Annotated in this window: 15 protein-coding genes; 8 read left to right on the top strand and 7 right to left on the bottom strand. The window is 69.8% G+C overall.

The window, feature by feature from the left end; genetic code table 11:
- Window positions 1-7: 7 nt before the first annotated feature.
- The 6 genes from H4W80_RS40150 to H4W80_RS40125 all read right to left on the bottom strand — a co-directional run bounded on the left by H4W80_RS40150 (window position 8) and on the right by H4W80_RS40125 (window position 5,635).
- Window positions 8-781, bottom strand: coding sequence for an SDR family NAD(P)-dependent oxidoreductase (locus tag H4W80_RS40150; protein ID WP_192789840.1), 774 nt, complete (start codon window positions 779-781; stop codon window positions 8-10).
- A 48-nt stretch (window positions 782-829) separates the two neighbouring features.
- Complete coding sequence (locus H4W80_RS40145) at window positions 830-1,168, bottom strand: STAS domain-containing protein (protein ID WP_101785558.1); 339 nt, start codon at window positions 1,166-1,168, stop codon at window positions 830-832.
- 95 nt (window positions 1,169-1,263) lie between these two features.
- Window positions 1,264-2,001 carry an energy-coupling factor ABC transporter ATP-binding protein gene (locus H4W80_RS40140; RefSeq protein ID WP_318787281.1) on the bottom strand — a complete coding sequence of 246 codons (738 nt, stop codon included), beginning with the start codon at window positions 1,999-2,001 and terminating at the stop codon, window positions 1,264-1,266.
- A complete protein-coding gene (gene cbiQ, locus H4W80_RS40135) occupies window positions 1,995-2,750 on the bottom strand; it encodes a cobalt ECF transporter T component CbiQ (protein ID WP_192789838.1) in 756 nt (251 codons plus the stop codon). The genes H4W80_RS40140 and cbiQ overlap by 7 nt, the downstream gene beginning before the upstream one ends.
- 3 nt (window positions 2,751-2,753) lie before the next feature.
- Entirely contained in the window at window positions 2,754-3,752 is a 999-nt protein-coding gene (locus H4W80_RS63960) for an energy-coupling factor ABC transporter permease (RefSeq protein WP_192789837.1), read from the bottom strand.
- A gap of 68 nt (window positions 3,753-3,820) precedes the next feature.
- Complete coding sequence (locus tag H4W80_RS40125; RefSeq protein WP_192789836.1) at window positions 3,821-5,635, bottom strand: glycosyltransferase family 2 protein; 1,815 nt, start codon at window positions 5,633-5,635, stop codon at window positions 3,821-3,823.
- Window positions 5,636-5,961: 326 nt separating this feature from the next.
- On the opposite strand from H4W80_RS40125, the gene H4W80_RS40120 reads away from it, so the two are divergent.
- Window positions 5,962-6,303, top strand: coding sequence for a hypothetical protein (locus tag H4W80_RS40120; protein WP_192789835.1), 342 nt, complete (start codon window positions 5,962-5,964; stop codon window positions 6,301-6,303).
- Window positions 6,304-6,320: 17 nt separating this feature from the next.
- Window positions 6,321-6,689 carry a ClpX C4-type zinc finger protein gene (locus tag H4W80_RS40115; protein WP_192789834.1) on the top strand — a complete coding sequence of 123 codons (369 nt, stop codon included), beginning with the start codon at window positions 6,321-6,323 and terminating at the stop codon, window positions 6,687-6,689.
- Window positions 6,690-6,907: 218 nt separating this feature from the next.
- On the opposite strand, the gene H4W80_RS40110 is transcribed toward H4W80_RS40115, so the two are convergent.
- Entirely contained in the window at window positions 6,908-7,450 is a 543-nt protein-coding gene (locus H4W80_RS40110; protein ID WP_318787280.1) for a CGNR zinc finger domain-containing protein, read from the bottom strand.
- A gap of 99 nt (window positions 7,451-7,549) precedes the next feature.
- Here H4W80_RS40110 and H4W80_RS40105 point away from each other — a divergent pair, with 99 nt between their 5' ends.
- The 6 genes from H4W80_RS40105 to H4W80_RS63955 all read left to right on the top strand — a co-directional run bounded on the left by H4W80_RS40105 (window position 7,550) and on the right by H4W80_RS63955 (window position 12,657).
- Window positions 7,550-8,308 carry a class I SAM-dependent methyltransferase gene (locus H4W80_RS40105; protein ID WP_192789832.1) on the top strand — a complete coding sequence of 253 codons (759 nt, stop codon included), beginning with the start codon at window positions 7,550-7,552 and terminating at the stop codon, window positions 8,306-8,308.
- 39 nt (window positions 8,309-8,347) lie between these two features.
- Window positions 8,348-9,406: an NAD(P)H-dependent amine dehydrogenase family protein gene (locus tag H4W80_RS40100; RefSeq protein ID WP_192789831.1), complete on the top strand. Its 1,059-nt coding sequence runs from the start codon at window positions 8,348-8,350 to the stop codon at window positions 9,404-9,406.
- The gene (locus H4W80_RS40095; protein WP_192789830.1) at window positions 9,403-9,903 is read left to right on the top strand and encodes a carboxymuconolactone decarboxylase family protein; all 501 of its coding nucleotides are present in this window, start codon (window positions 9,403-9,405) and stop codon (window positions 9,901-9,903) included. Before H4W80_RS40100 ends, H4W80_RS40095 begins: the two co-directional genes overlap by 4 nt.
- 15 nt (window positions 9,904-9,918) lie before the next feature.
- Window positions 9,919-11,535: a GMC oxidoreductase gene (locus H4W80_RS40090; RefSeq protein ID WP_192789829.1), complete on the top strand. Its 1,617-nt coding sequence runs from the start codon at window positions 9,919-9,921 to the stop codon at window positions 11,533-11,535.
- A gap of 200 nt (window positions 11,536-11,735) precedes the next feature.
- Window positions 11,736-12,032, top strand: coding sequence for an antibiotic biosynthesis monooxygenase (locus H4W80_RS40085; RefSeq protein WP_192789828.1), 297 nt, complete (start codon window positions 11,736-11,738; stop codon window positions 12,030-12,032).
- 64 nt (window positions 12,033-12,096) lie between these two features.
- A complete protein-coding gene (locus H4W80_RS63955) occupies window positions 12,097-12,657 on the top strand; it encodes a TetR/AcrR family transcriptional regulator (protein WP_318787279.1) in 561 nt (186 codons plus the stop codon).
- Window positions 12,658-12,715: the final 58 nt, after the last annotated feature.

Raw genomic sequence — 12,715 nt, 5'->3', positions numbered from 1 at the left:
CGAGACCTCACTTGGGCTGGAAGCGGATGCCGCCGTCGAAGCGGATGACCTCGGCGTTCATGTAGTCGTTCTGGATCAGCGAGTGCACCAGGTGCGCGAACTCGTCGGCCCGCCCCATGCGCTTGGGGAACACCACCGGCGCCACGAGCTTGGCCTTGAACTCCTCCGAGTTCGCCGTGAAGCCGTAGATGGGCGTGTCGATGATGCCCGGGCAGATCGTGTTCACCCGCACGCCGATCGCGGCCAGGTCGCGCGCCGCGGGCACCGTCATGCCCACGATGCCGCCCTTGGAGGCGGAGTACGCCAGCTGCCCCGTCTGGCCCTCCAGCGCCGCCACGGAGGCCGTGTTGATCACCACGCCCCGCTGCCCGTCCGCGTCGGCCGGCTCCGTCTTGGCGATCGCCGCGGCGCCGATGCGCATGAGGTTGAACGTGCCGATCAGGTTGACCTCGATGACCTTGCGGTACGTGGCCGGGTTGTGCGGGCTGCCGTCACGGTTGACCGTGCGCTCGGCCCAGCCGATGCCGGCGCTGTTGACCACCACGCGCAGCGGCTTGCCGGTGGCCACCGCGGCGTCCACGGCGGCCTGCACCTGCTCGTCGTCCGACACGTCGGTCTTGACGAACACCCCGCCGATCTCGTCGGCGACGGTCTTGCCGCGCTCCTCGTTGAGGTCGGCGACGACGACCGTGGCGCCCGCGCGGGCCAGCTCGCGGGCCGTGGCCTCGCCGAGGCCGCTGGCGCCGCCGGAGATGATTGCTGCAGATCCGTTCACGTCCATATCCCGGACCCTAACCCGCCGACCGAATGAAGTTCTACTCGGGGGGCGTCAAATCTCACCCACAGCGCTGTCGACGTCGGAATAGACCTTGATGCGCCGGTCCAGCCCCGTCGTACGGAGAATGCGCGCCACGGGCGCCTGGGGCGCCGCCAGGGACACGCCGCCGCCCTCGCCCGTCGCCAGCCGCCAGGCCTCGATCAGCACCGACAGGCCGCTGGAGTCCATGAACGACAGCTGCTGCAGGTCGAGCACCAGCCTGGCGCTGTCCTGCTTGATCGCGTCACGCACCTCGTCGCGCAGGAACGGTGCGGTGAACAGGTCGAGCTCTCCCTCAACGGCCACCACCACGGCATCGCCAAGGGCGTGTCGCGCAAGCCGCAGCTTCATTTGGCCCCTCCTCGATGAGCCACTGTACTTCGACATCCCCGGGTCCCGGGCATGCACAAACTATGAAGAGGCGGACGGGAGGCGGATAAATTCCCTCACACCGCAGGGATCGCGAATCCGTATGGCAGCTCCAGGCGGTGCTCGGCCAGCAGTTCCGCGTCCGAGAGCAGCTCACGCGTGGGCCCGTCGGCGGCGATCACGCCGCCGGAAAGGATCAGCGAACGTTCGCACAATTCCAGCGCGTACGGAAGGTCGTGCGTGACCATGAGCACCGTCACGTCGAGCGAGCGCAGGATCTCGGCCAGCTCCCTGCGGGCGGCCGGGTCGAGGTTGGAGGAGGGCTCGTCGAGCACCAGGATCTCCGGCGCCATGGCCAGCACGGTCGCCACCGCCACCCGGCGCCGCTGCCCGAACGACAGGTGATGCGGCGGCCGGTCGATGGCCTCCAGCATGCCGACCCGCTCCAGGGCGTCCTTGACCACGCGGTTGAGGTCCTCGCCCCGCACGCCCGCGTTGGCCGGGCCGAAGGCGACGTCGTCCCGGACCGTGGGCATGAAGAGCTGGTCGTCCGGGTCCTGGAAGACCAGGCCGACGCGCTGCCTGACCTCCTTGAGCGTGTCCTTGCGCACCGGCGTGCCGGCCACGGTGACAGTGCCGTGGCCCGGGGTGAGAATGCCGTTGAGATGCATGACGAGGGTGGTCTTGCCGGCGCCGTTCGGGCCGAGCAGGGCCACGCGCTCGCCGCGGCCGATCGACAGGTCCACGCCGAACAACGCCTGCGTGCCGTCGGGATAGGCGTAGGCGAGTTGCCGGACGTCGAGAGAGTTCACCACGAAAGTCCCCATACTGCGAGGGCCGCGGCCGGCAGAGCCAGAGCGATGCCCCATTGACGTACAGATGCCGAAATATCTTGGATCATCGGCATCGTGCCGGTGTATCCCCTGCTGAGCATGGCCAGATGCACGCGCTCGCCCCGCTCGTACGAACGGATGAACAGCGCCCCGGCGGACCGGGCGATCACCGGGACGTGCCGCAGATCACGCGCCACGAACCCGCGCGACTCCCTGGCCACCCGCATCCGCCGCATCTCGTCCACGATCACGTCCATGTACCTCAGCATGAACATGGCGATCTGCACCAGCAGGGCCGGCAGCCGCAGCCGCTGGGCGCCGATCAGGATCACCCGCGGCTCGGTGGTGGCCGCGAGCAGGATGGAGGCGATCACGCCGAGCGTGGCCTTGGCCAGGATGTTCCAGGCGGCCCAGAGGCCGGGCACGCTCAGCGAGACCCCGAGGACCGTGGTCCGATCCCCCAGCCCGATGACCGGGATGAGGAAGGCGAACAGCACGAAGGGCACCTCGATCACCATCCGCCGCAGCACGTACGGCAGCGGCACCCGCGCGGCCACCGCCACGGCCCCCAGCAGGGCGGCGTAGAGCGCGAACGCCCAGAACCTTTCCCTAGGCGTGGCCACCACGACGATCGCGAAGGCGAAGACGGCCAGCAGCTTGCACTGCGGCGGCAGCCGGTGCACGACCGAGTCGCCCGGCAGGTAGAGCTGGTGATGGTGCCCCGCGCCCACGCGTCACACCTTGGCCGCGTCGCGGCCGCGGGCGGCGTACGCCACGGCCCCGGCGATGAGCAGCACGAGCCCGACGCCGATGATCCCGGCCACGCCGACGGGGATGCCGCCCACCTCGCCGTAGTCGGCCAGCCCCCACGTCACCAGGTGGTCGGTCGCCTGGCCGAGGAAGCCCTTGTTCTCGGCGACCGCCTCCAGCCCGTCGGGCGAGGACGAGGCGAAGAACGACACCACCCCGGCCAGGACCAGCGTCAGGCCGACCCCTCCGAGCAGGAACGGCTTGAGCCTGCCGGGCGCGGCGGCCGGCTCCTGCCCGCCCACGGTGGTGCTCGTGCCCTCGGCGCCGCGTAGGACCAGGGGTTTGGCCAGGCCGCGGGCGCCGTACACGAGGTCGGGCCGCACGGCCAGGACCGCGCTGACGGTCACGGCCGTGATCAGCGCCTCGCCGATGCCGATGAGGACGTGCACGCCTCCCATGGCCGCCGCCACCGCGCCCACCTCGATCGGCGCGGTCCCCCCGATCCAGAACAGCAGCGTGAACGCCAGCGCGGAGGCCGGCACCGAGACCAGCGCCGCCAGGAACGCCGCCACCGCCACGCGTCCCCTGGACAGCCCGGTCACCAGCCGGAAGACTCCCCAGCCGACCAGCACGGTGACGATGCCCATGATCGTGATGTTGATGCCGAGCGCGGTCAGCCCGCCGTCGGCGAAGAACACGCCCTGCACGAGGAGGACCACGGCCATACACAGCACGCCCGTGTACGGCCCGACGAGTATCGCGGCCAGCGCACCGCCCAGCAGGTGACCGCTGGTGCCGGCGGCGACGGGGAAGTTGAGCATCTGGACGGCGAAGATGAAGGCCGCGACGAGCCCGGCCATGGGAGCGGTCCGGTCGTCGAGCTCGCGCCGGGCGCCGCGCAGGCAGACGGTGACCCCGGCCGCCGCCACCACCCCGGCCGAGACGGATGTCGCCGCATTGAAGAAGCCATCTGGTACGTGCACGGCACACCTCCTGCAAGAGCAAACGGTCCTACTTTAGGACATCGTCTTGCACCTGCATATGGATGGCATTAGCGCATGATTCTCCTGATGATCATCCTGGCCGTGAGCCGCCGCACCACGGTGCTCAGCCGGCCCTTGCCCGACGTCGCGTACGGCCGCACGCTCCTGAGCACGGCCGCGGCCCACCACCGGCGCGGCGCCGCCACCGTCTCGGCGTCGGTCTCGATCCTGAACCGCGCGGGCGGCCCGCCCAGGTCCAGCTCCAGGTACGCGTCCCAGGTGCCGGGCGGCAGCCAGCCCACCCCGAGCCTGGCCACGAAACCGCCGCCGGGCAGCGCCACGGCGGGCTCGGCCCGCTCACGGCCGCTGCGCCGCTCGCGCCAGACGACCCGCTTGACCGCCGAGGCGGCGGGGGCGGCGCCCGCGACGCGGACCTCGCCGTCGACGAGCAGCCGGTGCCCCAGCGCCCACCTCGTCCTGATGAGCCGCACCGAGCCGGGAACCCCGACCACGTGGCCGCCGACGTCAATGCTGAGGTTGCCGTTGTCCCTGGTGAAGTACGGCAGCGCGACGGCGTCGCCGATCAGCCGGGGCGGCGGGCGGTTGACGCCACTGTCGCGTTCGGCCCCGAGCCTGCCGAGCCGCACCACGCCTTCGACCTCGACGGCCACCCGCAGGTCCCAGATCCCCGAGCCGAGCGCGGGCACTTCCACCCGCGCGGTGAAGTCGCCCCCCTTGTGCTCGGCCTGGACGACCACCTCGGCGGCCGGGTCGTGCCGCGCGCGCAGCACCACGGCCAGGCCGTCGTCCCCGCCGATGCCGTCGAGCCCGGCCGACCCCGTCACCACGAGGGTGTCGCCGTCCCAGCTCAGCCCGGTCAGCCTGCGCCGCACGGCGGCGTTCTCGATGCGGGCCAGGCGCACGAGGCGGTCGATGTCGTCGAGCGCCGCCACCCGCTGCCTGTCGACGCCGTCGAGCAGGTCGTGGACGCCGGGGGTGTACCACTCGTCGCACAGGGCGGCCACCTCCCGCGCGATGTCCTTGCGCCGCACGTCGTCGCTCTCCAGGAACACCTGCCCGAGCTGGGCGAACACGTCCAGCCTGAAGTGCCGGCGCAGCAGGTGGTCGCGGAGCGGGCCGGGCTCGACGTGCCGGGCCATGAGCCGGATCGGCGCCCTGATCATGGCCAGCCAGGCGAGCGGGTCCCTGCTGTCGCGCTGCTGCATGATGCTGGTGCCGTCGGGCCTGGACACGAGGTGGTAGCAGTCGTAGTCGGCCACGACGGAGACGGTCCCGGCGTGGCAGTAGGCGTGGACGGTGAAGAGGATGTCCTCGCCCACGAGCATGCCCTCGCCGAACCTGATGCGGTGGCGTTCGAGCAACTCCCTCCTGAACAGCTTGAAGCAGCACAGGCTGTTGTAGACGTTGCTGTCGCCGATGGTCACCCGGTCGGCGCTCTGCTGGAACATCGACGTCGGCACCCGCCTGCCATGGCCGACGATCTTGCCGAGGACGATGTCGGAGCCGTTCCTGTCGGCCATGGCGACCATGCGCTCCAGCGCCTCGGGGCCGAGGTAGTCGTCGGCGTCGCAGAAGAACACGTACCGGCCGGAGGCGTGCTCGATGCCGATGTTGCGCGGCCGGCCCGCGCCGCCGCTGCCGTCGATGTGGACGACCTTGACGCTGGCCCGGTGATAGGCGGCGTAGAGGTCGAGGAGCTCGGCGCTGCCGTCGGTGGAGCCGTCGTCGACGACGACGATCTCCTTCTTCACGCGCTGCACGAGCGCGGAGGTGAGACATCTGTCGAGGTAGGCCCGGCAGTTGTGGGCAGGGATGACGACGCTCACATCGACCGCGTCGTCACCGTTCCCCGTTGCAGACATCGCCACCACCGCCACCACTAGAGAGAGTCACGTTGCGCTGCCGTATCGCTTCAGTATGTGACGAGCCCCGGCCTCCGCGAGGGCCGATCGTATGTCTTCATCCCCGGCTTTTGCAGCCAACGGAGATATACGGCATTCCACCAATAGGCCCTGGCAGTACCACATTTATCCTGCGACCGAATGCGTTTCAGGAATGAGGTTTTCCTACCGAGGAATAGAAACCTCTCCGCCAGGATCATTCAGCCACCCCCGGACCTCGCCCGGTGATCCTCTCCAGGGGCTTGCGCGTCTACAGTTAGGCAACCTTGACCGGGAGGTGGCGGCAAATGGCATCGGATCTCCGCAGGCGGGCGTCGGACGACTCGCCCGTGCACTCTGCTGAGTTCATCGTCTCCGCGGCTCGCTTGGAAGAGCTGCATCAGTGCTCCGCCGTGCTTCGCCGTACGAGGTTGCGCGCCGAGGAGATCGTGGACGAGGCACGGACCTTGCTGGCGGAGGCCGAGCAACGCGGCGACACCGGCCGCGTCCTGGAGCTGCGCGCCCAGCTCGAACAGGCGCGCGGGCTGTACGGCAAGGTGCTGAACGCCTACGTGACGATCTGTCGCAAGATCGCCGAAGAGCGTCAGGCCATCCTGCAGGAGCAGTTGGGGTTGTCAGGTGCGTCCTGACGGGCTAGTGTCAGGGCATGCCTGACGACTGGAAGGACAAGATCCGCTGCTCTTTCTGCCACAAGAAGAGCGCGGAGGTGAAGAAGATGATTGCCGGTCCCGGTGTGCACATTTGTGACCAATGCATCGAACTGTGCAATGAAATCCTCGCGCAGGAGCGCCTCGCCACCTCTACCGAGCCCCGTCTCCCGATGTGGGAGTCCATGACAGAGGAGCAAATACTCGAGCATCTTCCGAAAATCGCCGCCGTGCAGGCACAGGTGGACGACAACCTGCGCGACTGGGTGGCCCACCTTCGCGGCAGGGACGTCAGCTGGGAACGCATCGGCGTCTCGCTCGGCATGACGCGGCAGTCCGCGTGGGAACGGTTCAGGAGCGAGACCTGACAGGTGAACCGTTGTGACGTGTGGGACGTCTTATGGTCAGGGAGGCCCGACATGCGCGTCCTACACGGGCTCACGGCGCCCGATCTGGAGGAGCTCCAGCTTGAGCTGCTCCTGATCCTGGCGCTGCACGAAGAGGCAGAGCAGCTCACTGCCCAATGAACGGGCTCCAGCTCCCCGGCGTGCCGGGGAGCTGGAGCAGGGGGCCGGCTTGCCACCCGTCAGTCGGCCCGGCTCCTGGCGCGGAAGGCGGCCGTCTTGACGCGGTTCTGGCAGGCCGTGGAGCAGAACCTCCGGGTGCCGTTGCGCGAGACGTCCACGTAGACCCGGTCGCAGTGCGGCGCGGTGCAGACCCCCAGGCGGTCGCTGAACTCGCTGCCCAGCACGATCGCCAGCCCGGTGGCACAGCTCGCCGCCCACTCGCCCGCCAGCGTGCCGCCCGGGCCGTGGAAGTGCAGGTGCCAGGGCTCGCCGTCGTGCCGCTCCAGCATCGGCCTGGCGTGACTCTCCTCCAGCAGTGCGTTGACCTCGGTGGCGGCGGCGTCGATGTCGTCGGCGGCCACGGCGGCGAAGACCGTGCGCAGGCGGGCGGCCACCTCGGCCAGCTCGGCGCCTTCCGCGTCGGTGACCTCGCGGTGATCGGGATAGACCGTACGCAGGCTCTCGGCGGCGGCGACACCGGGGGCGTTCGGCGCCGGATAAGCGCGTCCCCGCTGCTCGCCGGGGGTCAGCGCGTTGACGAGGGCCACCGTGGTTCTGACCACGCCATCCGTGTGACTGTTGTAATCCAATTGACCGGTTACACCTTCATGTTCTAGCTTGTAACTGCCCAAAGCATAAATGACAGTCACAAGGAGACGTACGTGCTCACTCACGATGCCGCATCGCAGTGGCTCGCGCGCTGGGACCGCCAGCAGGAGGGCTACCTCCCCGACCGCGAGGAGCGCTTCACCGCCCTGATCGACGCCGTGGAGGCGCTGAACCGGCCGGATCCGGTGGTGATCGACCTGGGGTGCGGCCCCGGCTCCCTGTCGGCCCGGCTGCTCGACCGCCTGCCCGAGGCGAGGGTGATCTCGGTGGACGCCGACCCGCTGCTGCTCGGGCTCGGGCGGGCCGCGTACCCGCAACTGACGTTCGTCTCGGCGGACCTGCGTACCGGCGGCTGGACGGAGCTGCTCGGGCTGGAGGGGCCCGCCGACGCCGCGATCAGCACGACGGCGCTGCACTGGATCTCCGCCGCCGACCTCAAGGGCGTGTACGGCGAGGTGGCGAGCGTGCTGCGGCCCGGCGGGCTGCTGCTCAACGGCGACCACATGGACACCGACGACACCGCCCCCACCCTGTCCCGCCTTGAGCGCGCGGTCCACGACAGGGAGACGGAGCGGGCGTTCGGCGCGAACCCGCCGGAGGACTGGCGGGCCTGGTGGGACGCGATCGAGGCGGACCCGGCCTTCGCCGAGCTCAACGAGGCGCGCCGCACCACGGCCGGGGCCTCGCACCACGGCTCGGAGTCGCACCTGCTCTCGCATCACGTCGAGGCGCTCCGGGAGGCCGGGTTCGCGGAGGTCGGCACGCTCTGGCAGCGGGGGAACAACCGCCTGCTGTGCGCCGTACGGAGCTGACCCCTATACGACTAACCAAGCGCTTGCTACGCTCCGCCCATGATGTCCACGGTTGTCTGGGGCACGGGCAACGTCGGCCGCGCGGCCATCCGTGCGGTCGAGGCCCATCCGGGGCTGAAGCTCACAGCCGTACTCGTCCACGATCCGGACAAGGTCGGCAAGGACGCCGGCGACCTCGGCGGGCTCGGCCACGAGCTCGGGGTCGCCGCCACCGACGACGTCGACGCCGTGCTGGGCGCGAGCCCCCGCGCGGTGGTCTACGCCGCCTCCGGCGACCTGCGCCCCCAGGAGGCGCTCGCCGACGTGACCAGGGCGATCCGAGCCGGAGCCGTCGTCGTCACCCCCTCCCTCTACGCGCTCTACGACCAGCGCAACGCCCCGCCCGAGCTGCGTGAGCCGGTGCTGGCCGCCATCGGCGAGGGCGGCGGCTCGCTGTTCGTGTCGGGCATCGATCCCGGCTGGGGCAACGACGTGCTGCCGTTGCTGGTCAGCGGGCTCGGCTCCGCCATCGACGCGATCCGCTGCCAGGAGATCTTCGACTACTCCACGTACGACCAGCCCGACTCCGTCCGCTACCTGGTCGGCATGGGCCAGCCGATGGACTACGAGCCGCCGATGATCGCGCCGACCGTCCCGACCATGGTGTGGGGCGGCCAGGTACGGCTGATGGCCAGGGCGCTCGGCGTCGAGCTCGACGAGCTCCGCGAGACCTGTGAGCGGCGCGCGCTCGACGCCACGGTGGGCGAGTTCGAGGCGGGGACGCAGGGCGCGGTGCGGTTCGAGGTGCAGGGCGTCGTCGGGGGCGAGCCCCGCATCGTCGTCGAGCACGTCACCCGCATCCACCCCTCCTGCGCGCCCGACTGGCCGATGCCTCCGAACGGCGTGGGCGCACACCGCGTGATCATCGAGGGCCGGCCGCGCATCGAGGTCACGGTGGAGGCCACGGACGAGGGCGGCAACCTGTCCGCCGGAGGGAACGCCACCGCGGTCGCCCGCCTGGTGGGCGCCATCGACTGGCTCGCGGACGCCGGACCCGGTCTGTACGACGCGCTCGACGTCCCCCTGCGACCCGGCAGACTCGGAGGAGAACGACCGTGAACATCGACATTCCCGCAGGCAAGGACCCGATCTCGTACGTGTGGGGCGAGATGGTCCCCGGCATCGGGATCGCCGCCTCGAAGTTCTCGATGTCGGTCTACACCCACACGACCCTCGGACTGCGCGAGTTCGAGGCCGCGCGGCTGCGGATCGCGCAGATCAACGGGTGCGCCTTCTGCCTCGACTGGCGTACGGAACGGGACGGGCAGAAGGTCGAGGACACCTTCGACGACGCGGTCACGCAGTGGCGCACGACCGACGCGTTCGACGACCGCACCCGCCTGGCGGCCGAGTACGCCGAGCGGTACGCCCTGGACCACCACGGCCTGGACGAGGAGTTCTGGGCTCGGATGACGGCGCACTACAGCCAGCTCGAGATCGTGGAGCTGAGCATGTGCCTCGGCTCGTGGCTGGCGTTCGGCCGCCTCAACCACGTCCTGGGCCTCGACACCGCATGCACGCTGACCGGCGGCTCATCGCCCACCCCCCGATTATGAGAAGTGAGGGACCGCATGCGCAGCACCGGAAAGACCTCGACCTCCGACCTCTCCCGCCGCGGCTTCCTCATCGGGACCGGGTCCCTCCTGGGCGCGGCGGCCCTCGGCCGGCCGGCCGCCGCCGCTGCCGGTCCGATCGCCGACGGGGCCCACGTGCCGGCCCTCGTCATCGGCACCGGGTACGGCGGCTCCGTGGCCGCCCTGCGCCTGGCCCAGGCGGGTGTCGACGTCCACATGATCGAGATGGGCATGGCCTGGGACACCCCCAGCTCCGACGGCAAGATCTTCTGCAACACGCTCCAGCCGGACAACCGCTCCTACTGGCTCCGCACCCGGACGAAAGCCCCGCTCAACTACTTCCTCGGCTTCCCCATCGACCGGGACATCACCCGCTACACCGGCGTGCTGGACGCCGAGGAGTTCAGCGGCATCACCGTCTACCAGGGCCGCGGCGTCGGCGGCGGCTCGCTGGTGAACGGCGGCATGGCCGTCACCCCCAAGCGCGAGAACTTCGCCGCCATCCTCCCCTCGGTGAACCCCGCCGAGATGTACGACACCTACTACCCCCGCGCGAACTCCGGCCTCGGCGTCGGCACCGTGGACCCCGCCTGGTTCGACTCCACCGACTGCTACCAGTACGCCCGCGTGGGCCGCAAGCACGCGCAGCGCTCCGGCTTCCCGTTCACCTTCGTGCCGGACGTGTACGACTGGGACTACATGAAGCAGGAGGCCGCCGGCACGGTCACCAAGTCGGCCCTGGCCGGCGAGATCCTTTACGGCAACAACTACGGCAAGAAATCCCTGCAGAAGACGTACCTCGCCCGGGCCGCGGCCACCGGCAGGGTCACCGTCTCCCCCTTGCACCGGGTGGCCTCGGTCGTTCCCGCGTCCGGCGGCGCCTACACGGTGACCATCGAGCAGCTGAACACGAGCGGCGACACCACGGCCACCAAGACCGTGACCGCGGACCGGGTGTTCTTCGCGGCCGGCAGCGTCGGCACCAGCAAGTTACTGGTCAGGCTGAAGGCCACCGGCGCGCTGCCCAACCTGAACGGCGAGATCGGCAAGGGCTGGGGCGACAACGGCAACGTCATGTGCGGTCGCGCCAACCACCTCTGGGACCCGACCGGATCGCTCCAGTCGTCCATCCCGTGCAGCGGCATCGACAACTGGGCCGCGGGCGGCGCCTTCGCGGAGATCGCCCCGCTCCCCACCGGGATCGAGACCTTCGCGTCGTTCTATCTCTCCATCACCAAGAACCCGAACCGCGCCCAGTTCACCTGGAACGCCGCGACGGGAAAGGTGGAGCTGAACTGGCAGACGGCCTGGAAACAACCGGCCATCGACATGGCGAAGACCATTTTCGACAAAATCAACGCGAAAGAGGGGACGATTTACCGGACCGATTTGTTCGGCCTCTACAAGATCTGGGGCGACCATCTGACGTACCACCCGCTCGGGGGCGCGGTCCTGAACAAGGCGACCGACAATTACGGGCGGCTGACCGCCTACCCCGGCCTGTACGTCATCGACGGGGCGCTGATCCCGGGCAACACCAGCGTCAACCCGTTCGTCACCATCACGGCCCTGGCCGAGCGGAACATCGAGAAAATCATCGCCACCGACCTGTGAAAGAATTGAGGCCCGCATCTCTGCGGGCCTCAATCCGGGCGTCGTGTCATCGCTTGGATCAATGATGACGTCGGTCACCCGAGATCGTCAAGGTAATCCCAAGCCGCGGCATGGAAACCGCAGCCTTTCCCGCCGATATTTTCCCTTATATCGCCGCCCGGGGCGCCTATGGTGGAATGAAAGCCGCTGAGGAGGCTGCGATGAGAGAGCACTTCGTCTGGGTGACGACGCGCCGCATCAGGCCGGGGGCGCTGGAGGAGTTCGAGAGGGCCTGGCGCCCGGACCCGTACCCGGAGGGCCTGCGCCACGCGTACGCGTACTGGTCGGAGGACGGGCAGGAGATCACCGGGGTGTCGTTCTGGGACTCGAAGGAGGCCTGCGACTCCTGGCGGAGCTCCGAGGCCGAGAACCGGCGCCGCGAGATCATGAGCCCTTACGTCCTCGAGGAGCGCGAAGGCTTCTACCAGGGCCGCGAACTCGGCGTCCCCGTACGGTGAACCACCGGCCCGCCGCCCCGGCGGGCCATCACTGGGCTCGGCGGGTCGTCACTAGACTCGGCCCGTGTCGAGACGACAGGAGATCGCCGACGCGGCGATCCGGCTCCTCGCCGCGGAGGGCATGCGCGGCCTGACCCACCGCGCCGTCGACCGGGTGGCCGAGCTGCCGGAAGGCTCGACCTCCTACTACTTCAGGACCCGGCAGGCGCTGCTCCAGGCGACGGTCGAGCGGCTCGCCGACCACACCGCCGCCGACCTGGCCGCGCTGCAGGAGCGAGCGCCGTCCATGACCGGCGCGGACGACCTGGTCGAGGCCGCGGCCTGGCTCCTCGGGCAGTGGCTCACGACCAGCCGCGACCGCCAGCTCGCCAGGTACGAGCTGTCCCTGGAGGCCACGAGACGGCCCGAGCTGCGGGAGGTACTCCTGGCCGGCGGCGCTCGCGTGCGGGCCCTGATCACCCGCCTGCTGGCCGACTCCGGCGTGCCCGACGCGGACCTGTGGGCCCGCGACCTCATCGCGTACGGCGACGGCCTGCTCCTCGACCACCTGCTCAGCGACCCGGGCGAACTCCCCGACCTGCGCCCCAAGATCCGCGCGCTGCTCGCCACCGTCGGCGAGGGCTGAAATCAGGACCGCCACGCTCCCTCGCTACTCTACATTCGTAGAGGCTCTATAGGTGTAG

The organism is Nonomuraea angiospora (assembly GCF_014873145.1).
Classification (GTDB): Bacteria; Actinomycetota; Actinomycetes; order Streptosporangiales; family Streptosporangiaceae; genus Nonomuraea; species Nonomuraea angiospora.
Note: the sequence above shows the minus strand (reverse complement) of the source record. Positions and strands in the feature narration are given on the sequence as shown.